Here is a 22,677-nt window from a genome sequence, read left to right as displayed (position 1 = left end):
CCCCGGCTGCGCGCATGCCTTACTCAGCGGTGGCGCCGCTGGTCTTGATCATCTGGGCGACCACGGGCTCGGTGGCGTCGAACTCACGGCGGAACTCCGCCGGCGAGTTGCCCACCGGCTCCATGGCCAGCGCCTCGAGCCGCGCGCGCATCGTTGGCGACTGGATCGACGCCCGTGCTTCCGTTCCCAGCCGCGAGAGGATCGCGGCCGGGGTGCCTGAGCGCGCGAACAAGCCAAGCCAGGCCGGCGAGCGCAGCTCCTGTTCCTTCAGCCCGGCTTCGGCCATGGTCGGCACGTCGGGCAGCTCCTTGACGCGCTTGTCGCCCATCACGGCCAGCGCCGTCAGCCGGCCGCTCTTGATATGCGGGCCGAGCGTGCTCAGCGAGCCGATCGCCCAGGCGATATTGCCGGCGATCATGTCCTGCGCCATCGGCGCTTCACCCTTGTAGGCCACGTGCGCCATGTCCAGGCCGCGCACCTGGTTCAGGTGCGCGCCAACCAGGTGCGGGAAGGTGCCGACGCCGTAGGAGCCGTAGCTGACCTTGCCCTTGTTCTTCGCGGCCCAGTCCAGGAACTGCTGCACGTTCTTGACCGGTACGTCCCGGTTCACCGCCAGGACGAGCTTGCCCACGCTCACCTCGGTGATAAAGGCCAGGTCCCTGCGCACGTCGTACGGCACGTTGCGGTACAGGTGCGGGGTGTTGATCAGCGGCCCCGAGTGGGTGAGCAGGATGGTGTAGCCGTCCGGCGCGGCGCGAGTGACGGCCTGCACGGCGATCACGCCGGCGCCGCCGGGCTTGTTGTCGACGATGATGGTTTGTCCCAGGCGCTTGCCCATGTCCTCGGCCAGCGCGCGCGCCACGGTGTCGGTGGCGCCGCCGGGCGGGCCCGGGACCACGAAGGTGATGGGCCGCGATGGATAGCCCTGGGCGCCGCACGCTGCGCTCCATGCCATGGCTGCCATCGCGATCAGGGATTTCATGCGCATGATGTGATGCCTCGAAAGAAGGAAGTGGGGGAGCAGGGGCCGCGCAGCACGAGAGGCTGCATGTGGAAACTTATAGGACGCGCGGCGGTTTGCGTGCCCCCCATATCGGCTGGGCGGGATTGCCCTAGGTGGTGTCGCCTGGCCGCCGGGCGGCCATCAAAAGAATGCTCCGGCGCGGGGCCGGAGCAAAACACACGGCCGGACAGCGGCGGCCAGGTGGAGACAGGACTGTGCGGCGCGGCGCGTGCCGCGCGCGGGGGTGCGCTTCAGCGCGGCGGCATCACGCCCAGGCCCTTTGCCTGCAGCTGTGCCACGCCATCGGCATCGAAACCCCAGTCGCGCAGCGCGGCGGCGCCATGCTCGCCGCGCGCGGGCGCGGGACCGGAGATCTCGGACGGCGTGCCGAGGAAGCGCGGCGCCGGCGCCGGCTGCACCACGCCCGCGATGTCGACAAAGCTGCCGCGCGCCAGGTGATGGGGGTGGTGGGGCGCTTCGCTGAACTCCAGCACCGGCGCGATGCAGGCATCGCTGCCTTCGAACACCGCGCACCATTCGTCGCGCGTGCGCGTCAGGAAGACGGCCTCGAACTGCTCGCGTAGCAGCGGCCAGCCCTTGCGGTCGTACTGGGCCGGGAGGTCCTTGCCGGCAAGGCCGAGCTTGTCCAGCAGCTCGGCGTAGAAGCGGCCTTCGACCGGGCCGATCGACATGTACTTGCCATCGCGCGTGCGGTAGTTGTCATACCAGGGCGCGCCGCCGTCGAGCACATTGGACTGGCGTTCCTCGCGCCAGTTGCCCGAAGCCAGCAGGCCCCAGAACACGGCGCCCAGCTGTGCTGCGCCTTCGGTCATGGCCGCGTCGACCACCTGGCCCTTGCCGCCGCGCTGGACGTTGAGCAATGCCGCCACCACGCCAAGCGCCAGCAGCATGCCGCCGCCGCCATAGTCCCCGACCAGGTTCAGCGGCGGCACCGGGGCCTGCCCGGCGCGCCCGATACCGGACAACACGCCGGACAGCGCGACATAGTTCAGGTCATGGCCGGCACGGTCGGCCAGCGGGCCGGTCTGTCCCCAGCCTGTCATGCGCGCATAGACCAGCTTCGGGTTGCGCGCCAGCGCAATGTCGGGCCCCAGGCCCAGGCGCTCCATGGTGCCGGGGCGGAAGCCTTCGATCACCACGTCGGCGCGCTCCACCAGCGCCAGCGCCGCGCGCTGCGCATCGGGCTGCTTCAGGTCCAGCGTGACCGAGCGCCGGCCGCGCCCGGTGATGTCCACGCGCTTGCCGGTGGCCGACCTGGGCCCCAGGTCGGCCGGCGCGGCGGGGCGGTCGACGCGCAGCACGTCGGCGCCCATGTCGGCCAGCAGCATTGCGCCGAACGGGCCTGGCCCGATGGCTTCGAATTCGAGTACGCGGATTCCGCTCAGTACACCCATGGTGGTTCTCCTTTTGCACTGGTCGCAAGTAGACCAAAAGCAGGCGCGACTGGCCCCCACCCGTATCAGGTAGGACCCCGGCCACCCTCTCTGCAGTGCACAAATGCGCTCCTATAATCGGCTCACCATGCGGCCCGCCCGTGCGTGCCGGAAGCTGAATGAGCCGGAGCCAGAAGTGAGCAATACCCAGCGCGCCATCGCATCGCCAACGCGGACACGGCAGGCCGCACGCCTGTTGCCCGTCCTGAGCGAACTCAGGCAGGAAGTGCGCTCGCTGAGCCGGCGTGCGCATCGCCTTGCGCTTGCGCAGGCCGATGGTGATGACGACGCGTGCCGCCATCAGTTGGCGCGGTTGTTCGAGCGCTGGATCGAAGACGGCTCGCCACGCGCGCAAGTGATCTGCTTTGCCTCGGCCGCGGAGTTCGGCCTGCCGCTGCACCGGCAGGCCGAGCGCTGCCGCGCCGCGGCGATGTGCGACGGTTCCGACGCGGTGCGCGCCTTGTACTGGGCGGCGCTGCACCGTACCCGCAGCCGCGTCGGCATGACCGCGCAGATGGAAGATGCGGTGGGCGCCGCAGCGCAGCCTGCAGTGTCGGCAGCCGATCAGGGCCCGGTGCCGGCCACCGCATCGGCACAGCCGCTATGCCGCCGCTGCGAGCGGCTGCGCCTGGATGCGCGCTGTGCCAACGGCCACGGTGCTTTGCGCCCGCTGGGCGACATGCAGTGGCGCAGCCTTGCCGCCGGCGTGCAATGCCAGACGCGCGAGCATCAGTGCGATACCTGCCACACACGCTGGACCCAGCACCGCAGCGCGGCGGATCCCTTCACGGCATGGGCCATCAGCCGGCGCGATGTCGCGATGCCGGCAAGGGACGCGCTGACGGCCTGAAAGCGATGTCCCCGGTCGGCTCTGACGGCTGACGGAAAAACGGCGCGCCGGTCCTTGCGGACCGGCGCGCCGTTCTGTTTGCTGCCTGTCGTCAGGCCAGCGTGAAAGTCGGCACCGGTGCGCCGCCATCGCTGGGCGAGAACTTCACCTGTACGTTCTGCCCGATGCGCACCGTGTCGAGGTCGCAATCGACGATATGGGTCATCATGGTCACGCCTTCATCCAGCTTCACATAGGCGATGCAGAACGGGTTGGGGCCGGCGCGGCGGGTCACGCTGAAGGTGTAGATGGTGCCGCGGCCGCTGGCCTGCTTCCACGAGGTGGTGCCCATGCAGAACGGGCACAGCACGCGCGGATACCAGTGGGGCTTGCCGCAGTCGTCGCAGACCTTGACCAGCAGTTTCCCTTCGCGTGCTGCCTGCCAGAAAGGCAGGTTGTCGGGCTGTTCGTCGGGGGCTTTGTAGACAAAGGGGATATGAGGAGTGGTCATGTCATGGCTCCCGCGCATTATTCACGTTCAAGGATCAGGGTGGCGCTGCCATGGCGCGAGCCCAGGTAGCCGCCGGTGCCTTGCGCCAGCGCCAGGTCGCAGTTGGCGACCTGCACCGCCGGATGGGCCTCGCCGCGCAACTGGCGCACGGCCTCGATCACCTTGGTGATGCCGCCGCGGTTGGCCGGATGGTTGTTGCACAGGCCGCCGCCGTCGGTATTGAAGGGCAGCTTGCCGACGCCGGAGATCAGGTTGCCGTCGGCGACGAACCTGCCGCCTTCGCCTTTCTTGCAGAAACCCAGGTCTTCCAGCTGCATCAGCACGGTGATGGTGAAGCTGTCGTAGATCGACGCGTACTTGATGTCGGCCGGCGTGACGCCGGCTTCCGCGAACGCCGTGGCGCCAGAGAAGCGCGCGCCGGACCAGGTCAGGTCGACCTCGCCGCCGAGCTGGCCCTTGATGGTTTCGCCCGCGCCGCGGATCTTCACTTTCGGCCGCTTCAGCGTGGCGGCGATTTCCGGGCGCGCCACGATCAGCGCGCCGCCGCCGTCCGATACCACGCAGCAGTCGAGCTTGTGCAGCGGATCGGAAATCATCGGCGAATTCAGCACGTCTTCGACCGTGACCACGTCGCGCAGCATGGCATGGGGGTTGTGCTGCGCGTGGTGCGACGCGGCCACCTTGACCCAAGCCATCTGCTCGGCCGTGGTGCCGTATTCGTGCATATGGCGCATGGCCGCCATCGCGTACAGGTTGACGGTGACCGGGCTGAACGGGCTTTCGAACGGCATGTCGGGCAGGTTGGCGCCCCAGTTGCGTGCCTGCGTGCCGCTGGAGCCTTCCGAGCGCGGACGGCCCGCCAGCGTGATCAGGGCCACGCTGCACTTGCCGGCCGCGATGGCCTGTGCCGCGTGCGAGACATGGACCAGGTAGGCGGAGCCGCCGGTGTCGGTGGAGTCGACATGGCGCACCTTGAGGCCGAGATAGTCGACCATGTTGACCGCGCCCAGCCCGGGCGCGTCGCCGGCGCAGAAATAGCCGTCCACGTCGGCCAGCGTCAGGCCGGCGTCCTGCAGCGCGCCCTTGGCGCTTTCGGCGTGCAGCTGCGCCACCGTCTTGTCGGGTGCCTTGCGGGTGGGGTGCTCGTAGGCCCCGACGATATAGGCCTTGCCGTTGATGCTCATCTGTTCTCCTTCAGTACGTCAAATTGCGCCATGTATGGATCTTGCGAACCGCGTGCCTGCCTGGCGGGGTTCAGTTCACCGCGCGCGTCTTGCCTTCCCAGTGCGGCGCGCGCAGGTCGCGCTTGAGGATCTTGCCCGCGCCCGACAGCGGCAGCGCTTGCCGGAACTCCACCGTCTTGGGGCACTTGTAGCCGGCGATATGCGCGCGGCAATGGTCCTGGATTTCCGCGCCGGTGGCTTGCATGCCGGGTTTGAGCACCACCACCGCATGCACGGCCTCGCCCCATTTCTCATGCGGCACGCCGATCACGGCGCTCATCGCCACGGCCGGGTGGCGGCCGAGCACGTTCTCGACTTCGGCGGAATAGACGTTCTCGCCGCCGCTGACGATCATGTCCTTGAGGCGGTCGACGATAAAGATATAGCCCTGCTCGTTCATGTAGGCGCCGTCGCCGGTGTGCAGCCAGCCGTCCTGCAGGGCCTTTGCGGTGTCTTCGGGGCGGTTCCAGTAGCCAGGCGTGACGCCGGCGCTGCGCACCAGGATCTCGCCCACGGCGCCGCGCGGCACCTCGTTGCCTTCCGGGTCGACGATCTTCACTTCGATGCCGATGCCGGCGCATCCGGCGGACAGGTGCAGCCCCTGCGCGCGCGCCGCCGGGCTGTGGTTCTCGGGCGGGTTGGTGGTGACGATCATGGACTCGGTCATGCCGTAGGAGTGGGCAAAGTCCACGCCCGGCAGTTTCTCCATGGTCTGCTCCAGCACGGCGGCGCTGATGGCGGAAGCCCCGTAGCCAAGGCGGCGCACGCTGCTGAGGTCATGCTTCGGGAAATCCGGATGGCTGATCAGCATCTGGATCATGGTCGGCACCAGCGCCAGTTCGGTGATGCGCTCGCGTTCGATGGTCTCCAGCATCTCGCGCGGCTCGAACATGGGCATGATCACGTGTGTCTCGCCTGCCAGGAACTGGTTCAGCACGCGCGCCATCGACGCAACATGGAAGAACGGATTGACATGCAGCGCCCGGCCCCCGCGCAGCGGCGGGGTATCCGCCATGCGCTGCAGGCAGCCGCACCACAGCGTGCCGTGGGTCTGCATCACGCCCTTGGGAAAGCCCGTGGTGCCGCCGGTGTACATGACGATGGCCAGGTCGTCGCCGCCGCGCTCGGCGTCGGGCACCGGCGCGCTTTGCGCAACCAGCTGCTCGAACGACAGCATGCCGTCGGGCGCTTCGCCGTCGCCGGCGTGGATCAGCACCGGCGCACGCCTTGCCGCGTCGCGGATGCCCGCGGCCATCGGCAGGAACTGGTCGTCGATCACCAGGATGCCGGTGTCGCAATCGTCCAGCGAATAGACCACTTCAGGCACGCTCCAGCGCACATTGACCGGATTGAGCACGCCGCCGCCCCACCAGGCGGCCATGGCGTATTCGAGGTAGCGGTCCGAGTTCTGCGCGAGGATGCCGACCCGGTCGCCCGGCTGCATGCCGAGCGCCTGCAGCGCGCCGGCCAGGCGCGCCACGCGGTCGAAGAATTCGCGGTTGGTGCGGTGCCGGCCGCGGAACACGGTGACGATCCGGTCGGGATGTTGCTGCAGGGCGCGGTGCAGGGCTCTGGTCAGGTACAACGTTGTCTCCGTTATGTTTTCGGGCGTGATGCGGCGAGTCGAACCTCAGGAGTATTGCGTAGCATAAGCCTGGTCTTGTATTCGGAAGTGCCAAAGGGTGTATTCGCCGAGCGGCATGCGAGCGTGCGTGCCGGACTGGTGGCATATCGAATGTTTGCGCCGACCGCTACAATCGCACTGGACATTTCTGAAATCTGTGCAAGAAAAATCGATGACCTACATCGTTGAAGCGGTGGACGAAGCCCTGGGCCTGCTGATGCTGGTGGCCGGGCACCCATCGCTGGGCGTGACCGAACTGGCGCGGCGGGCGGGGCTGACCAAGGCGCGCGCGTTCCGCTTGCTGACCACGCTGGAGCACCGGGGCCTGATCGCGCGCGAGTCGCCGGCGGCGGTCTACAAGCTCAGTTACAACGCGCTGCTGGTGGGCAATGCCGCGCGCGAGCAGTTCGACCTGGTCAAGCTGGTGGGGCCGCGGCTGGCGGCGATCGGCGCGGCCTGCGGCGAGAACGTGATCGTGCGCGTGCGCGACGGGCTGGAATCGGTTTGCGTGGCGCGGCATGAGTCGACGCAATCAGTGCGCGTGCATACCGAAATCGGCAACCGCCGGCCGCTGCACGTGGGGGCCTCCGGCAAGCTGCTGCTCGCTTTCGCTGCGCCCGAGGTGCTGGACGCGGTGCTGGCGCACCAGCTTGAGCGCTTCACCGACAAGACCATCATCGCGCCGCAGTCCCTGCGCGACGAGCTTGCAGCGATCCGTGCCGCCGGCTATGCCGTGTCGGTCGGCGAGCGCGATACCGAGGCCGTGTCCACCGCGGCGCCGCTGCGCGACCACAGCGGTGCCGCGGTGGCGTCGCTGAGCATCGCCAGCCCGGCCAGCCGGACCACGCAGGAGGCGCTGGACCGGCATGTGGCGATGGTGGTGGCGGAGGCCGCGGCCTTGTCCCGGGCGCTCGGCCACACCGGCGGCTGAACCTGGCCAGGCGCGGCAGGTCCGCGCAATTTCCCGACCTCTCAGAGCGGCGCTTCGGCGCCGCTTTTTCTTTGCCCTTGCACATCACAGGGGTAAACCCTGCTTATCGACACCGGTCTCGATGTCTTATCCTTCGATACGCTGTATCACTCATTGAAACATTGTTTCGAGAAACGAACCAGATCCCCATGCCTCACCTTGCTGTCCAACTGGCGTCACGTATCGCCGCCGCTGCCATGGCTGCCCTGGCGTGGCTCGCGGCCGGCCACGCCGCGCATGCCGCCGATCTCCGCATCGGCTACAAGGCCGAGATCAGCGCCGCCGATCCTCATGTGCTGGACGCCGCCGGCCGCAACCTGTGGGGTCATGTGTACGAGACCCTGGTCGGCCTGGACAATGCGCTGCGCCCGGTGCCACTACTAGCCACCGCCTGGCGCCAGCTTGACGACCGCAACTGGGAGTTCCAGCTGCGCCCGGGCGTGCGCTTCAGCAACGGAGAGCCGTTCACGGCCGAAGATGCCCGCTCCTCGATCGAGCGCGCGATGAGGCTGCCGGGCGCGCGCACCTTCCGCACCTACCTGAAGTCGGTGGCGGCGGTAGAGGTGACGGGGCCGCTGACGCTGCGCGTGCGCACGCGCTCGTCCAACCCGGTGCTGCCGCAAAACCTCGGCATGGTGGCGATGCTGCCGCGCTCGCTGGGCAAGGCCGTGCGCGAGGCGGACTTTGCCCATGGCAGCGCCAGCATCGGCACCGGCCCGTACAAGCTGGTGGCCTGGGAGCACGGCCAGCAGCTGACGCTGGCGCGCAATCCGGGCTACTGGGGCGGGCCGCAGCCGTGGGACCGCGTGGTGTTCCAGTTCATCCCGAAGGAGCCGGCGCGGGCCTCGGCACTGCTGTCCGGGCTGGTGGATGTGATCGACGCCTCGTCGGCCAGCATTGCCGAAGCCTTTGCGCGCACCAATGGCCGCATCCGCACCGTATCGGCGACGTCGTACATGCTGAACTACCTGCAGCTGGACCAGGCCCGCGCGGTGTCGCCTTATGTGCAGGACAACGCCGGCCAGCCGCTGGCGGCCAATCCGCTGCGCGATGCCCGCGTGCGCCAGGCCATCAGCCTGGCCATCGACCGCGACCTGATCGCGGCGCGCGTGACCAAGGGCGATTCCGTGCCGGCCGGGCAGATGGTGCCGCAGGGCTTCTTCGGCTTTGCCCCGGCGGTGCCGGCGCCGCGTGCCGATGCCGCCCGCGTGCGCCGCCTGCTGGCCGAGGCGGGCTATCCCGAGGGCTTTCGCCTGACGCTGCATTGCCCCAACGACCGCTACCTGAACGACGCCAAGACCTGCGAGGCCGTAGGGCAGATGCTGACCCGCGCCGGCATCCGCACCGAGGTGCGCACGCTGCCGTACTCGGTCTATATCACCCGCGCCACGTCAGGGGGCGAGGGCGGCAAGCCTGAGTTCAGCGCCTTCCTGCTGGGCATCGGCGCGGTCAGCGGCGATTCGCTGGAGCCGCTGGTGGCGGTGGCGCACACCCAGGACAAGGCCGCCGGGCTGGGCGCCAACAACCGCAGCGGCTATGCCAATCCGGCGGTGGATGCGCTGATCGGGGAAGCGATGCACACCATGGCGCCGGCACCGCGCGACCAGGTGCAGCAGCGCGCGGCCGAGAAGCTGGCCGCCGACGCGGGCATCGTGCCGCTGCATCACCTGCGCGCGGCGTGGGCCTATCGCGACGGCCTTGCCGTGCAGCCGCGCAGCGACGGCTTCACCTATGCCAGCAATATCCGCCCGGCGCCGCCGGCCGTCCCGCAACGCTGAGCCGCGCCACGGACTATCCCGCCTTAACCATCATGCTCGAAACCCTTGTCAAACGGCTGCTGCAGAGCCTCGTGGTGCTGTGGCTCATGTCGGTGCTGACCTTCTGCGCCGTCAACCTGATCGGCGACCCGGTGCACCTGCTGGTCAGCCCCACCGCCACCGAGCAGGAGATCACCGAGGCGCGCCACGCGCTCGGCCTGGACCTGCCCATGCCCCGGCAATACCTGCGCTTCCTGCACGGCGCCCTGCACGGCGACCTGGGCGATTCCTTCATCTACAACCGGCCGGCGATCGAGCTGATTGTCAGCCGCGTGCCGGCCACGCTGGAACTGGCCGTGACCGCGCTGCTGCTGTCGCTGGGCATCGGCATCCCGATGGGTGTGTTCGCGGGCCTGAAGCCGCACAGCCGGCTGGCGCGGATGCTGATGGCGTGCTCGCTGGGCGGCGTGATCATGCCCACGTTCTGGATCGGCATGATCGGCATCCTGGTGTTCTCGGTGAACCTCGGCTGGCTGCCCTCGGGCGGGCGCGGCCCGGTCAGCACGGTGCTGGGCGTGCCGCTGTCGGTGACGAGTTGGGAGGGCATCCGCTTCCTGCTGCTGCCGGCGCTGACGCTGTCGCTGTTCAAGATCTCGCTGGTGGCGCGGCTCACCGAAGCCGGTACCCGCGAAGTGGCCGGGCAGGAGTACATCAAGTTTGCCCGCGCCAAGGGTGTGGGCGGCGCGCGGCTGGTGCTGCGCCACGTGGTGCCCAATGTGCTGATCCCGATCGTCACCGTGGTCGGCCTGGAGTTCGGCCACCTGATTGCGTTCTCGGTGGTGACCGAGTCGGTGTTCTCCTGGCCCGGCATGGGCAAGCTGATCATCGATTCGGTGCTGGCGCTGGACCGCCCGGTGGTGGTGGCCTACCTGCTCGTCACGCTGGTGCTGTTCGTGGTGCTGAACCTGGTGGTCGACCTGCTCTACGTGGTGCTCGACCCGCGCCTGCGGCACAAGGCGGCATAGCACCGCCCGCGCACGCTGCCCCAAGCCTTTCTCCTTACAGAAGAACGAGACTGAACCGATGTCCCTGCCTGTATCTGAAATCGACACTGCCGTGCCGCCTGCGGCACGTCCCTCGTTGCTGCGGCGCTTCTGTGCCAACCGCGTTTCTGCCACCGCGCTGGCATTGCTGGTGGCGCTGCTGCTGGTGGCCGTGCTGGCTCATGTGATCAGCCCGCAGAATCCGTATGACCTCGCCACGGTATCGGTGATCGATTCCGAACTGCCGCCGGGCAGCGTCGGCTACGAAGGCCAGGCGCACTACTGGCTGGGCACGGACGGCGCCGGGCGCGACCTGCTCAGCGCCATCTTCTACGGCATCCGCATCAGCGTGGGCGTGGGCGTGATCAGCGCGGTGGTGGCGCTGATGGTGGGCAGTGCCGTTGGCCTGGCCGCCGCTTACTTCGGCGGGGTAGCCGATGCCGCGATCATGCGCGTGGTCGACCTGCAGCTGAGCCTGCCCGCGGTGCTGGTGGCGCTGATCCTGCTGGCGGTGCTGGGACAGGGCGTGGACAAGACCCTGCTGGCGCTGGTGATCGTGCAGTGGGCCTACTTTGCCCGCACCGTGCGCGGCGCGGCGCAGGTGGAGCGGCGCAAGGAATATGTCGAGGCTGCGCTCGGACAGGGACTGCCGGCGCTGCGCGTGATGTTCCGCCATATCCTGCCCAACTGCATGGCGCCGCTGGTGGTGACCGGCACGCTGCAGATCGCGCATGCGATCACGCTGGAGGCCACCATGAGCTTCCTGGGTATTGGCCTGCCGCGCACGCAGCCGTCGCTGGGCATGCTGATTGCCAACGGCTTTGAATACATGCTGTCGAACAAGTACTGGATCAGCATCTTCCCCGGCGTGGCCCTGGTGCTGCTGATCGGCTCGATCAACCTGGTGGGCGACCGCCTGCGCCGCGTGCTCAATCCGCGGCTGGAAGGGTAAGGAGCCCGGCATGGCACTACTGGAAGTTTCCGGCCTGAGCACCAGCTTCGCGTTTGCGCGCGGGGCGGTGAAGGCGGTGGATGGGGTTTCGTTCGCGCTGGAGCCGGGCGAGATCCTCGGCATTGTCGGCGAGTCCGGTTCGGGCAAGTCGGTGACGGCGTTCTCGCTGATGAACCTGCTGGATCCGCCCGGGCGCGTCACCGGCGGCTCGGTCCGCTTCAAGGGGCAGGAGCTGCGCGCGTGTACCTCGCGCCAGTGGCAGGCGCTGCGCGGCGACCGCATGGCGATGGTGTTCCAGGACCCGATGATGTCGCTCAATCCGGTGATGCGCGTGGGCGACCAGCTGGCCGAGACCGTGCTGGTGCATCACCGACGCACCCGCGCGCAGGCGCATGCGCAGGCGGTGGATGCCCTTACGCGGGTGGGCATTCCCGCACCGGAGGAGCGCATGCGCGCCTATCCGCACGAGCTGTCGGGCGGCATGCGCCAGCGCGTCGCGATCGCCAATGCGCTGATCAACCGCCCGGACCTGATCATTGCCGACGAGCCCACCACGGCGCTGGACGTCACCATCCAGGCGCAGATCCTCTACGAGATGAAGCAGCTGGTGCGCGACACCGGCGCCGCCGCGATCTGGATCACCCATGACCTGGCGGTAGTCAAGGACCTGGTCGACCGCGTCTGCGTGATGTACGCGGGCCGGGTGGTGGAGCAGGGCCGCGTCGCCGACCTGATCGAACGGCCGCTGCATCCGTACACGCGCGGCCTGCTGGATTCGCTGCCCACGCCGGCCATGCGCGGCGAAACCTTGCGCGCGATCCCGGGCGCCGCGCCGGCGCTGGCCGCGCTGCCGCCAGGCTGCGCCTTTGCGCCCCGCTGCCCGCGGGCGCAGGACGCGTGCCGCCAGGCACCTGCCGAAACCACCGTGCGCGGCCGGACGCTGCGCTGCTTTTATCCCCTGGAGGCGGCATGACAGTCATGCTCGAAGCGCGCAACCTGCAGAAACGCTTCTCGCTGAAGCCCGGGCTGCTGGGACGCATGGCCGGCAAGCCGATGCAGGCGGTGCATGCCGTCAACGATGTCTCGCTGCAGGTGACCAAGGGCGAGGTGCTGGGCGTGGTGGGCGAGTCCGGCTGCGGCAAGTCCACGCTGGGGCGCATGCTGGCGGGTCTGCTGCCGCAGACGGGTGGCGAGATCGCGTGGGAAGGCAAGCGCGCCGACATCGCGTCCGCCGGCTATCACCGCGCCGTGCAGATGGTGTTCCAGAATCCCTATGCCTCGCTCAACCCGCGGCTGCGCATCGGCCAGGCCATTACCGAAGGCGCGGTCTACCACGGCATCGTCAAGCGGGCGCGCGCGGCGTCGTTCGCCGGCGACCTGCTGCAGCAGGTGGGCCTCGATCCCGGCTACGCCGAGCGCTTCCCGCATGAGTTCTCCGGCGGGCAGCGCCAGCGCGTGGCGATTGCCCGCGCACTGGCCTTGCGTCCGCGCCTGCTGATCTGCGACGAGGCCGTTTCCGCGCTCGACGTCTCGGTGCAGGCGCAGATCATCAACCTGTTCATGCAGCTGCGGCGCGAACATGAACTGACCTATGTCTTCATCAGCCACAACCTGGCGGTGGTGGAGCATATGTCGGACCGCGTGGTGATCATGTACCTGGGCCGCATCGTCGAGAGCGGCGACGCGCGCGCGGTGTTCGCCGCGCCCAGCCACCCCTATACCCGCGCGCTGCTGGCCGACGCGCCGCGCCTGGGCGCCAGCCCGCCCGCGCACCAGCCGATCCGCGGCGAGCTGCCCAGCCCGCTGGCGCCGCCCACGGGCTGCGCCTTCCATCCGCGCTGCCCGCATGCGAGCGCGCGGTGCGCGGCCGAAGTACCGGTGCTGCGCGATATTGGCGGACGGCTGTCCGCCTGCCACCTGAATGACTAGATAGCCGCCGCCCGGCGCGGCCGGCCCACGCTCCCCAGACCATCGATGCCATCCCGCCTCGCGCGGGAGGGCGGGGAGCGTGCGCGCTGCGCGGACAGATAACGCGGCAGTTGGGACCAACCGAGGGGGATTCGTGCATTGGCACACAACAAGAGAGGGAGCAGAAGCATGAAGGGTATCCAGACCAGGAGCGCGTTCGGACGCGCCTGCATCGGCGGCGCGCTGGCGATGCTGTCGGCGGCGGCCGACGCATCGGTGACGCTGTACGGCCGCATCGACACTGATATCGAATACCAGAAGGGGCCGGACGGCCGGGTCACGCAAATGACCGACAACGCCTCGCGCTGGGGCATGCGCGGCAGCGAAGATCTGGGCGGCGGGCTGCGCGCCGCGTTCGGGCTGGAGCAAGGGTTTTTCGCCGATACCGGCATGGCCACCAACCCGCAGTTCCGCAATGCCTTTGTCGGCCTGGAGGGCGGCTTCGGCGCGATAGCACTGGGGCGGCTGGATTCAGCGGCGATCGTGGGGTCGCCGATCTATTCGCAGGTGACGCAGAACATCGACTTCGCCATCCATGATGCCGGCGCCACCGCCATCGGCACCAAGGTGCTGAACGCGCGCAACCGCGTGTCGAATGCGCTGGGCTATGTGACGCCGGACTTCGGCGGCTTTTCCTTGCGCGCGCGGGTGAACCTGGCGGGGCCCGATCCGGCCACGCCCAACGCCAAGTCCCCGGTGAAGGCGGAAGACGATTTCCGGCAGTACGACCTTGGCCTGAACTACGCCGCCGGCAACTTTGCCGCCGGCGTGGGCTATTCGCGCGATGCCAAGACCGGCGGACTGGTGGCCAACGACTTCCGCGACAAGGTGCAGGCGGTGGCTTCGTACGACTTCACCGTGGTCAATCTCTACGGCATCTATGGGCGCGACCGCTACGTCAGCACTGCCACCACGCGTACCGACGTGCCGTACTGGCTGGTCGGCTTCACCGTGCCCTATGGCGCCCACAAGCTCACCGTGAACTACATGGAGCGCGCGGTGCAGCGCGACCCGCAGGGCCGGCTCAAGAAGGTGCAGGCCGCCTACGGCTACAGCCTGAGCAAGCGCACCATGCCCTACGTTTTCTTTGACCGCGAGGATCCCAACTCGCACCAGGCCGGCGATACCGTGACCACGGTGGGCATCGGCATCCAGCACAAATTCTGATAATGGCTCTTCCTTATTCGCTGACTGAACCTGCTGGCGCGGCCTTGCCGCTGGTGGTGGACTCCCCGCACAGCGGCCTGGCGCATGCCGAGACCCTGCCGCTGGCCGCGCCCCCCGAAGCCCTGCTGACGGGCTGGGACGCCTACGTCGACCAGCTCTTCGCGCATGCGCCGATGGTGGGCGGCACGCTGCTGTGCGCGGGCTTTCCGCGCTGGCTGGTCGATGTCAACCGCGCCCGCGACGATATCGATCCCGCGCTGATCGACGGCACCATGCCCTATGCCGTGCGGCCCAGCGACAAGGCCGCGCGCGGCATGGGCGTGCTGCGCCGGCTGGCGCTGCCGGGCGTGCCGGTCTACGCCGCGCCGCTGTCGCCCGAGATGGCGGAGCACCTGGTGAAGACCTACTACGATCCCTACCACGCCGCGTTGTCTGGCCTGCTGGCGCAGCATCACGCGCGTGCGGGCTCGGTGTGGCACATCGACTGCCATTCGATGAAGTCGCGCGGCAATGCGATGAACGTGGACAGCGGTGCGGAGCGGCCGGATTTTGTGATCAGCAACGGCGACGGCGTCACCTGCTCGGACGCGTTCATCGACCTGGTGGCGCAGTGCCTGAGGGGCTTCGGCTACCGGGTAGGCATCAACTGGCCGTACAAGGGGGCGGAACTGATCCGCGCCTACGCCGACCCGGCGCAAGGACGCCACAGCCTGCAGATCGAGATCAACCGCGCGCTGTATATGGACGAGGCAACGCTGGCGCAGCATGCGGGCTATGCGGTGCTGCGCGGCCATCTCGACGCGCTGCTGGAGAACGTGGCGGCATATATCCGCGCCGAACTGGGAAGATGATCGGGGCGTGCGCTCAGATCACCTTGCCGGGATTCATCAGCCCCATCGGATCGAGCGCGCCCTTGATCGCGCGCATCATCGCCAGCTCGACTTCGCTCTTGTATAGCTGGTTTTCCACGCGCTTGAGCTGGCCCAGCCCATGCTCGGCGGAAATCGAGCCATTATGCGAGCGCACGCTGTCGTGCACGATGCGGTTGAGCTGGTCCTGGTTTGCCAGGAAAGCGTCATGGTCGACCCCTTCGGGCGGCGACACGTTGTAGTGCAGGTTGCCGTCGCCGAGGTGACCGAAGGTCACCATGCGCGCGCCGGGGAAGGCGTTCTGCAGCAGCGCGTCGGTGGTTTCGATAAAGTCCGCCACGCGCGACACCGGCACGGCAATATCGTGCTTGATGTTCTTGCCGTCTTCCACCTGCGCCAGCGGGATATGCTCGCGCAGGTTCCAGAAGTCGCGCGACTGCTGCACCGACTCGGCCACCACCGCGTCGGCCACCACGCCGGCGTCGAAGGCGGTCGACATCATGGTCTCGAAGATGCCGCGCGCATGGGCTTCGCTTTCGCTGTCGGACAGTTCCAGCAGCACCAGCTGCGGGTGGATGTCAGCGAACGGGTAGCGCAGTTGCGGGAAGTGCCGCGTCACCAGCGTCATGCTGAGCGCGGACATCAGCTCGAACCCGGTCAGCATGGCGCCCGCGTGCGATTGCGCGATGGCCAGCAGCGCCAGCGCCGCGCGCGGACTCGGCACCGCGGCCAGCGCCGTGACCGAGGCGCGCGGCGGCGGGAACAGCTTCATTACCGCCGCGGTGATGATGCCCAGCGTGCCTTCGGCGCCGATAAAGAGGTCGCGCAGGTCATAGCCGGTGTTGTCCTTGCGCAGGCCGCGCAGGCCGTGCCAGATTTCGCCCGACGGCGTCACCACTTCCAGCCCCAGGCACAGCTCGCGCGTGTTGCCGTAGCGCAGCACCGCGGTGCCGCCGGCATTGGTCGACAGGTTACCGCCGATGGTGCAGCTGCCCTCGGCCGCCAGGCTCAGCGGAAACAGCCGGCCGTGCTCGTGCGCCACGTCCTGCAGGTGCTGGAGCACCACGCCGGCCTCGACGGTGATGGTGTTGTTGAGCGGATCGACCTGGCGGATGCGGGCGAGGCGCTGCAGCGAGACCACCACCTGGTCCTGTCCCGCCACCGGCGTGGCGCCCCCGCACAGGCCGGTGTTGCCGCCTTGCGGCACCACGGCGATCTTGTGCGCATGGCAGGCATGGACCACCTCGGCGACTTCCTCAGTGGTGCCGGGACGCAGCACCGCCAGCGCCTCGCCGCTGTAGCGCTTGCGCCAGTCGGTCAGGTAGGGCGCCTTGTCGGCCGCGTCGGTCAGCACATGCTGCGCACCGAGCGCGGCACGGCACAGTGCGAGGAAGGAGTCTTGAGGCGAGGTCATGGCGATGGCGGGATGGGGGTCAGGACTTGGGCGCGGCCGCCTTGCCGGCCGCGCGGGCGCGGCGCTTGTACGGGCGCAGGTACAGGATGGTGCTGGTGAAGAACACCAGTGTCAGCGCCACCTCCACCCACGCCAGCGTGGACGAGGGCGCCCGGTCGCTGGTGGCGCGCACGATCCCTTCGGTGAAGAACAGCAGGATCAGCATCGACGACCACTGCATGGTGTAGCGGTTGCGCGTGAGCACGCCGCGCAGCGGCAGCAGCAGTGGCAGGAACTTGATGACCAGCCATGAGCCGCCGGGGCGCAGCGGCGCCAGGAACCATTCCCAGGCGATGCACAGCACCATCAGCGCGAGCAGGCTGCCGACGCTGAAGCGGAACAGCCAGGGACTGTGCAGCGCCTGGTCGCTGTTGGAAACGGGGGTCATGCCGCGTCTCCCGCCAGGCGCAGCGCGGTCTGCGCCAGCCGCCGGCCCATGGCGATGGCCAGCGCCGATTCGTCTTCCGTGACCGGGCCGCGGTTGTCGCCGTGGGCATGGTGGCTGGGGCCGTAGGGCGTGCCGCCCGAGGCGGTGGTCATCAGGCCCTTCTCCGAATACGGCAGGCCCAGGATCAGCATGCCGTGGTGCAGCAGCGGCAGCATCATCGACAGCAGCGTGGTTTCCTGTCCGCCGTGCAGGCTGCCGGTGGCGGTGAACACGCAGGCCGGCTTGCCAGTCAGGGCGCCTGACAGCCACTGGCCCACGGTGCCGTCCAGGAAGTACTTCATCGGCGCGGCCATGTTGCCGAAGCGGGTGGGGCTGCCCAGCGCCAGGCCGGCGCATTCGTCCAGGTCGCGCAGCTCGGCATAGGGCGGGCCGTCGGCCGGAATATCGGATGCGGTGGCCTCGCAGACGGTGGATACCGGCGGCACCGTGCGCAGCCGGGCCTGGGCGCCGGGGACGCTGTCGATACCGTTGGCGATCAGCTCGGCAAGTTTGCGGGTGCTGCCGTGGCGGCTGTAGTACAGGACAAGGATGTCGGTCATGGAGCGGGATGGCCGGCGGTGGAGGGGCGGTGCGCAGCGGATGCCGGAAACAATGCGCGTATTATAGATGCGCCCCCCGCGCCATCTCCCATCGGCCACGCGCCCCTGGTGCAGCGGGGGCGCTCATCGATCCGACAGACCAGATCCAGGAGGTTGTTTGCGCATGATTGGAACCCGCGTCGCCCGACTGCGCCGGGAATGGAACCTGCAGAAGCTGCGCGCCCTGACGCGCTATGCACTGCGCCGCGCCGGCGAAGACCGGCTGCCGCAGGTCTCGGCCAGCCTGACCTTCACCACCGTGCTGGCCGTGGTGCCGGTGCTGACGGTGGCGTTCGCGCTGCTGGCTGCGTTCCCGGTGTTCCGCGACTTCCGCAACGCCATCGAGGCGTTCCTGTTTCAGAACCTGATTCCCGGCAACGTCAGCGAATCGATCCAGCGCTACCTGGGCATGTTCGCCAAGAGCGCGCGCGGGCTGACCGCGATGGGCCTGGGCGGGCTGATGGTCACCTCGGTGCTGACCATGCTGACCGTGGAAGATGCGCTCAACGCGATCTGGCGCGTCAAGCAGCGGCGTCCGCTGGCGCAGCGGGTGCTGGTGTTCTGGGCCGTGCTGACCTTCGGGCCGGTACTGATCGGCGCAAGCCTGTCGATCAGCTCCTACCTGATCTCGATCTCGGCGGGTTATGTCGGCACCATGCCGGTGGGGCTTGGGCTGCTGGTGGGCGCGGCGCCGGTGCTGCTGTCGGCGCTGGCCTTTGCCTTCCTGTACACGGCCGTGCCCAATGCCTATGTGGAGTGGCGCGATGCCATCGTGGCGGGCCTGGTGGCGGCAATCGCTTTCGAGTTCGCCAAGCGCGGCTTCGGCTACTTCATTACGCATATCCCGACTTACACGGCGGTCTATGGCACCTTTGCGGCGCTGCCGATCTTCCTGCTGTGGATCTACCTGAGCTGGCTGGTGACGCTGCTGGGCGCCACCATCGCCGCCAACCTGCCGGTGATCCGTCAGGGCTACTGGCGCCGCCGCACCTTTGCCGGCAGCGAGTTCTTCGATGCGTTGGGCGTGCTGCTGCTGCTCTACCGCGCCCGCGACGAAGTGCCGCGCAGCGTCGGTGAGCTGGACCTGAGCCGCAAGCTGCGGGTCGAGGCCGATTACCTCGCGGGGCTGCTCGGCAAGCTCAAGGCCATGCATCTGATCGGGCGCCTGCAGCAGGAGCGTGGTCAGGCTCACTGGGCGCTGCTGTGCGATCCGTCGCAGGTGACGCTGCGCACGCTGCATGACCGCCTGGTGCTGAACCTGCCGCGGTTGCCGCGCACGGCGCTGGCGCAGGAACTGCGGGGGGCTGATGCGCTCAAGTCGATCCTGGATAATCCGCAGCTCGATCAGACGCTGGAGGCGGTGTTCCGGCTGCAGCCGGTGGATTTGCCTCCGGCGGGGGATGGGAATGGGGCGGGGCAGAGGCGGACGCTGGAGGTGGTGCCGCCGGGGTGGCATGGGCAGGTTTGAGTTTTTCTGGGGGGCTCGTTGGTCCCCACCCAAACAACCACCCCCCCTCAAAACGGAATCCTCCCCCGCCAGATATCCCCATACATCACCCAATCCCCCATCAGGCTATAAACCGGATGCCGAAACGTAGCCGGCCGGTTCTTCTCGAACCAAAAGTGCCCGACCCACGCAAAGGCATAGCCAGCCACCACCGCGGCGAGCAGCCACCACGCATTGCCGGTAACAACCATTGCCACCAGGCACAGCAACGCCACCGTCGACCCGACAAAATGCAGCCGCCGGCAGGTCCGGTCCTGGTGTTCACTCAGGTAATAGGGATAGAAAGCCGCGAAATTCTCGAACTCGCGCACGCGGGCGTGGGCCATGGCTGTCTCCGGCAGGTCTTGTTTTGTGCAGTGTAGACCTTCTGCGCCGAGGTGTAGGGAGGGTGGCTGCCGGCGGAGCCGGCCAGCCACCCGGGGCCTGACTTAGCCCGCTGCCACCACCTTGCGTGCAAAAGCCGCAAGCGCGTCCAGCACTTCATCCGGGCGCTCCCCCATCAACGCATGCCCGCAGGGCACCGTCACCAGGCTCGCCTTGGCCATCTTGCCGGCCAGCGCCTGGGCCGCCTTGGGCGACGTCATCATGTCCTTGGTGCCGGTGATGAACAGCGCCGGGCAGGCGACCGCGGCTGCGGCCTCCTCCCCATGGGCGTAGGCGTTGCAGGCCGAGAAGTCATTGTGGAACACATGGGCCTGCGGGTTGTTGCGCGACACGCGCTCCATCAGCCGCTGGCTGCCGCCATGCATCCACGCGCCCGGCCCGGGCGAAGACGGCTTGTTGGCCAGGCTCGAATGCGACCAGGCGTTGACCATGGCGATGGCCTCGTCCTCTCGGTTGAGCGAGGCGTCCAGCAGCGCGTCCGAAACCTTCATCGGGTAGGCCGTGGCCAGCAGGCCGATGCCGCGCACCGCCTGCGCATGCCGCGCCGCGCATTCCAGCGCGATCAGCGAGCCCATGCTGTGGCCGAAGACGAAGGCCGGCGCTTTCACGCCGGCGGCCGCCACCAGGGCCATGACCCAGTCGGCCATCGCTTCGACAGTGGTCAGCGGCGCGCCCTTGCTGCGGTTGTGGCCCGGCAGGTCCACCGCCAGCACCGAGAAACCGTGGTTGGCGAACCAGCGCGTCTGCAGGGCCCACACGCTGTGGTCATTCTGCGCGCCGTGGACAAACACGGCACAGGGCAGGGCCGGATCGAAGGGTTTGCCGCCGGTATAGGCGTAGGCCGGCTGGCCTGCAACGTTCAGTTCCATCAGGCTTGCCCTCCCTTGTTGCCAGCACCTGCGCCCATGGCCTTCTCGGCTGCCTTCAGGCCGCGCTTGAGATCGTCGATCAGGTCATCCGGGTCTTCCAGTCCGATCGACAGCCGGATCGTGCCTTCGGTGATGCCGGCCGACTGCAGCGCCGCGGCGTCCATGCGGAAGTGCGTGGTCGAGGCCGGGTGGATCACCAGCGAGCGTGCGTCGCCCACGTTGGCCAGGTGCGAGAACAGCGACATGCTCTCGATAAAGCGCTGGCCGGCCATGCGGTTGCCCTTCAGGTTGAAGCTGAACACCGCGCCGCAGCCGCGCGGCAGCAGGCGCTTGGCCAGTTCATAGTCGGGGTGCGATTCCAGTTCCGGATACGACACCGATTCCACCATCGGGTGCGACACCAGGAACTGCACCACCTTGCGGGTGTTGTCGACATGGCGGCTCATGCGCAGCGGCAGTGTCTCGACGCCCTGCAGCAGCTGCCAGGCGGCCATCGGGTTCATGCAGGCGCCGAAGTCGCGCAGGCCCTCGCGGCGCGCGCGCAGCAGGAAGGGCGCTACGGTGCTTTCCTCGGTGAACACCATGTTGTGGAAGCCCTCGTACGGCTCGGACAGCTCGGGGAAGCGCCCCGAGGCCTCGAAGTCGAAGGTGCCGCCTTCGACCAGCACGCCGCCGATGGTGGTGCCGTGGCCGCCCAGGAACTTGGTGGCCGAGTGGTAGAGCAGGCCGGCGCCGTGGTCGAACGGGCGCAGCAGGTACGGCGTGGTGAAGGTGGAATCCACCAGCAGCGGGATGCCGTTGTCCTGGCCCAGTTGCGCGAGGGTGGGAATGTCCAGCACGTCCAGCCCCGGGTTGCCCAGGGTCTCGCCGAACAGCAGCCGGGTGTTGGGGCGGATCGCGGCGCGCCAGGCGTCGATGTCGCGCGCCTTGACGAAGGTGGTCTCGATGCCGAAGCGGCGCAGCGTGTAGTGCAGCAGGTTGTGCGAGCCGCCGTACAGCGCCGACGAGGCCACCACATGCGAGCCCGCGCCCATCAGCGTGGCCACCGCCAGGTGCAGCGCGGCCTGGCCCGAGGCCGTGGCGATGGCGCCGGCGCCGTTCTCCAGCGCGGCGATGCGCTCTTCCAGCACGGCCACGGTGGGGTTGGAAATGCGCGAGTAGACGTGCCCCGCGCGCTCCATGTTGAACAGCGACGCGGCGTGCTCGCTGTCGCGGAACACGAAGGAAGTGGTCAGGTGGATGGGAGTGGCGCGGGCCCCGGTGGCGGGGTCTGGTGCGGCGCCGGCGTGCAGCGCCAGCGTGTCGAAGCGGGTTCCGGACATGGTCGGTGGGCCTTGAGTTGTCTCCGGCCAGCATCGTAGCACCGTGCGCCCGCCCACGCCCTGCCGCCGCCCGCAAACCGGCCCCCCGCTTTACTTTGACGGCGGGTTTGGGCTAGGATCGGCCAATGGGCAGACAGTGCCCGCACACCCATAGACAGATAACAAAACGACCGGTATCGCCGCCTGTGCCCCCTGGCCGGAGCGATGCCCTCAGTTTCAGCTCAGTTTGAGCGCAGGCAGCGGAGACCAACATGAAAGTCAGCGACATCCTCCAGATCAAGGGCAATACGCTCTATACCGTGACGCCTGACACCTCCTTGCTGGTAGCCGTCCACACCATGGCCGAGCACGATATCGGCTCGCTGGTGGTGATGGAGTACGGCGACCTGGTCGGCATGCTGACCTTCCGCGAGATTATCGAGACGCTCGCCCGCAATCACGGCAACGTCGGCACCACCAGCATCCGCAAGGTGATGGACGATGCGCCGCTGACCTGCACCATGGAGACCGACGTCAACGAGGTCCGCCGCATGATGCTGGAACGTCACACGCGTTACCTGCCGGTGCTCGACAACCGCACGCTGATGGGCGTGATCTCCTTCTACGACGTCGCCAAGGCCGTGGTCGAGGACCAGAGCTTCGAGAACAAGATGCTCAAGGCCTATATCCGCGACTGGCCGGAAGAGCGCGCCGAGTGACCTTGCCAGTCCGCCCGGGCATTCCGGGCTGAGGATTGCTTCGAAAAT

22 protein-coding genes are annotated in these 22,677 nt (G+C 68.2%); 11 read left to right on the top strand and 11 right to left on the bottom strand.

What is annotated here, in order from left to right:
- Nucleotides 1-19 precede the first annotated feature (19 nt).
- Nucleotides 20-988: a Bug family tripartite tricarboxylate transporter substrate binding protein gene (locus ACZ5MJ_RS12125; protein WP_464219584.1), complete on the bottom strand. Its 969-nt coding sequence runs from the start codon at nt 986-988 to the stop codon at nt 20-22.
- Between the two features lie 266 nt (nt 989-1,254).
- Nucleotides 1,255-2,418, bottom strand: a complete 1,164-nt coding sequence (locus tag ACZ5MJ_RS12120; RefSeq protein WP_464219582.1) for a CaiB/BaiF CoA transferase family protein — start codon at nt 2,416-2,418, stop codon at nt 1,255-1,257.
- A 175-nt stretch (nt 2,419-2,593) separates the two neighbouring features.
- Here ACZ5MJ_RS12120 and ACZ5MJ_RS12115 point away from each other — a divergent pair, with 175 nt between their 5' ends.
- A complete protein-coding gene (locus ACZ5MJ_RS12115) occupies nt 2,594-3,307 on the top strand; it encodes a hypothetical protein (protein WP_464219581.1) in 714 nt (237 codons plus the stop codon).
- Nucleotides 3,308-3,398: 91 nt separating this feature from the next.
- On the opposite strand, the gene ACZ5MJ_RS12110 is transcribed toward ACZ5MJ_RS12115, so the two are convergent.
- The 3 genes from ACZ5MJ_RS12110 to ACZ5MJ_RS12100 all read right to left on the bottom strand — a co-directional run bounded on the left by ACZ5MJ_RS12110 (nt 3,399) and on the right by ACZ5MJ_RS12100 (nt 6,605).
- Nucleotides 3,399-3,797 carry a Zn-ribbon domain-containing OB-fold protein gene (locus ACZ5MJ_RS12110; protein WP_464219580.1) on the bottom strand — a complete coding sequence of 133 codons (399 nt, stop codon included), beginning with the start codon at nt 3,795-3,797 and terminating at the stop codon, nt 3,399-3,401.
- 17 nt (nt 3,798-3,814) lie between these two features.
- The gene (locus ACZ5MJ_RS12105) at nt 3,815-4,981 is read right to left on the bottom strand and encodes a thiolase domain-containing protein (RefSeq protein WP_464219578.1); all 1,167 of its coding nucleotides are present in this window, start codon (nt 4,979-4,981) and stop codon (nt 3,815-3,817) included.
- Nucleotides 4,982-5,051: 70 nt separating this feature from the next.
- Nucleotides 5,052-6,605, bottom strand: coding sequence for an acyl-CoA synthetase (locus tag ACZ5MJ_RS12100; protein ID WP_464219577.1), 1,554 nt, complete (start codon nt 6,603-6,605; stop codon nt 5,052-5,054).
- A 211-nt stretch (nt 6,606-6,816) separates the two neighbouring features.
- Between ACZ5MJ_RS12100 and ACZ5MJ_RS12095 the strand changes: the two genes are divergently transcribed.
- From ACZ5MJ_RS12095 to ACZ5MJ_RS12060, 8 genes are all read left to right on the top strand, one after another.
- Nucleotides 6,817-7,575, top strand: a complete 759-nt coding sequence (locus ACZ5MJ_RS12095; RefSeq protein WP_464219576.1) for an IclR family transcriptional regulator — start codon at nt 6,817-6,819, stop codon at nt 7,573-7,575.
- A 188-nt stretch (nt 7,576-7,763) separates the two neighbouring features.
- Nucleotides 7,764-9,392 carry an ABC transporter substrate-binding protein gene (locus tag ACZ5MJ_RS12090; RefSeq protein WP_464219574.1) on the top strand — a complete coding sequence of 543 codons (1,629 nt, stop codon included), beginning with the start codon at nt 7,764-7,766 and terminating at the stop codon, nt 9,390-9,392.
- Nucleotides 9,393-9,424: 32 nt separating this feature from the next.
- Nucleotides 9,425-10,396, top strand: coding sequence for an ABC transporter permease (locus tag ACZ5MJ_RS12085; protein WP_464219573.1), 972 nt, complete (start codon nt 9,425-9,427; stop codon nt 10,394-10,396).
- 58 nt (nt 10,397-10,454) lie between these two features.
- On the top strand, nt 10,455-11,366 hold the full coding sequence (locus tag ACZ5MJ_RS12080) for an ABC transporter permease (RefSeq protein WP_464219571.1): 912 nt from the start codon (nt 10,455-10,457) through the stop codon (nt 11,364-11,366).
- Between the two features lie 10 nt (nt 11,367-11,376).
- On the top strand, nt 11,377-12,339 hold the full coding sequence (locus ACZ5MJ_RS12075; protein WP_464219569.1) for an ABC transporter ATP-binding protein: 963 nt from the start codon (nt 11,377-11,379) through the stop codon (nt 12,337-12,339).
- Complete coding sequence (locus ACZ5MJ_RS12070) at nt 12,336-13,295, top strand: ABC transporter ATP-binding protein (protein WP_464219567.1); 960 nt, start codon at nt 12,336-12,338, stop codon at nt 13,293-13,295. Before ACZ5MJ_RS12075 ends, ACZ5MJ_RS12070 begins: the two co-directional genes overlap by 4 nt.
- 168 nt (nt 13,296-13,463) lie before the next feature.
- The gene (locus ACZ5MJ_RS12065) at nt 13,464-14,501 is read left to right on the top strand and encodes a porin (RefSeq protein ID WP_464219565.1); all 1,038 of its coding nucleotides are present in this window, start codon (nt 13,464-13,466) and stop codon (nt 14,499-14,501) included.
- A gap of 2 nt (nt 14,502-14,503) precedes the next feature.
- Nucleotides 14,504-15,352 carry an N-formylglutamate amidohydrolase gene (locus tag ACZ5MJ_RS12060; RefSeq protein ID WP_464219564.1) on the top strand — a complete coding sequence of 283 codons (849 nt, stop codon included), beginning with the start codon at nt 14,504-14,506 and terminating at the stop codon, nt 15,350-15,352.
- A gap of 13 nt (nt 15,353-15,365) precedes the next feature.
- Here ACZ5MJ_RS12060 and ACZ5MJ_RS12055 read toward each other — a convergent pair whose 3' ends face one another.
- The 3 genes from ACZ5MJ_RS12055 to wrbA are packed head-to-tail and all read right to left on the bottom strand — an operon-like array spanning nt 15,366 to nt 17,810.
- The gene (locus ACZ5MJ_RS12055; protein ID WP_464219563.1) at nt 15,366-16,784 is read right to left on the bottom strand and encodes an FAD-binding oxidoreductase; all 1,419 of its coding nucleotides are present in this window, start codon (nt 16,782-16,784) and stop codon (nt 15,366-15,368) included.
- Nucleotides 16,785-16,803: 19 nt separating this feature from the next.
- Nucleotides 16,804-17,211 (bottom strand): DUF2069 domain-containing protein, encoded by a 408-nt coding sequence (locus ACZ5MJ_RS12050; protein WP_464219562.1) that lies wholly within the window; start codon nt 17,209-17,211, stop codon nt 16,804-16,806.
- Nucleotides 17,208-17,810, bottom strand: a complete 603-nt coding sequence (gene wrbA / locus ACZ5MJ_RS12045) for an NAD(P)H:quinone oxidoreductase (protein ID WP_464219561.1) — start codon at nt 17,808-17,810, stop codon at nt 17,208-17,210. Before wrbA ends, ACZ5MJ_RS12050 begins: the two co-directional genes overlap by 4 nt.
- Nucleotides 17,811-17,973: 163 nt before the next feature.
- On the opposite strand from wrbA, the gene ACZ5MJ_RS12040 reads away from it, so the two are divergent.
- Nucleotides 17,974-19,317 carry a YihY family inner membrane protein gene (locus ACZ5MJ_RS12040; protein ID WP_464219559.1) on the top strand — a complete coding sequence of 448 codons (1,344 nt, stop codon included), beginning with the start codon at nt 17,974-17,976 and terminating at the stop codon, nt 19,315-19,317.
- Between the two features lie 47 nt (nt 19,318-19,364).
- Here the strand turns inward: ACZ5MJ_RS12040 and ACZ5MJ_RS12035 are convergent, their stop codons facing one another.
- The 3 genes from ACZ5MJ_RS12035 to ACZ5MJ_RS12025 form a co-directional block, all read right to left on the bottom strand.
- The gene (locus ACZ5MJ_RS12035) at nt 19,365-19,682 is read right to left on the bottom strand and encodes an Mpo1-like protein (RefSeq protein ID WP_464219558.1); all 318 of its coding nucleotides are present in this window, start codon (nt 19,680-19,682) and stop codon (nt 19,365-19,367) included.
- 102 nt (nt 19,683-19,784) lie between these two features.
- Nucleotides 19,785-20,609 carry an alpha/beta fold hydrolase gene (locus tag ACZ5MJ_RS12030; RefSeq protein WP_464219557.1) on the bottom strand — a complete coding sequence of 275 codons (825 nt, stop codon included), beginning with the start codon at nt 20,607-20,609 and terminating at the stop codon, nt 19,785-19,787.
- Nucleotides 20,609-21,931, bottom strand: coding sequence for an O-acetylhomoserine aminocarboxypropyltransferase (locus tag ACZ5MJ_RS12025; RefSeq protein WP_464219556.1), 1,323 nt, complete (start codon nt 21,929-21,931; stop codon nt 20,609-20,611). Before ACZ5MJ_RS12025 ends, ACZ5MJ_RS12030 begins: the two co-directional genes overlap by 1 nt.
- A 251-nt stretch (nt 21,932-22,182) precedes the next feature.
- Between ACZ5MJ_RS12025 and ACZ5MJ_RS12020 the strand changes: the two genes are divergently transcribed.
- Nucleotides 22,183-22,629, top strand: a complete 447-nt coding sequence (locus tag ACZ5MJ_RS12020) for a CBS domain-containing protein (protein WP_115662440.1) — start codon at nt 22,183-22,185, stop codon at nt 22,627-22,629.
- Nucleotides 22,630-22,677 lie beyond the last annotated feature (48 nt).

It is taken from the genome of Cupriavidus sp. LA-1, from assembly GCF_055385985.1.
This window is presented reverse-complemented; position numbering and strand designations above follow the sequence as displayed.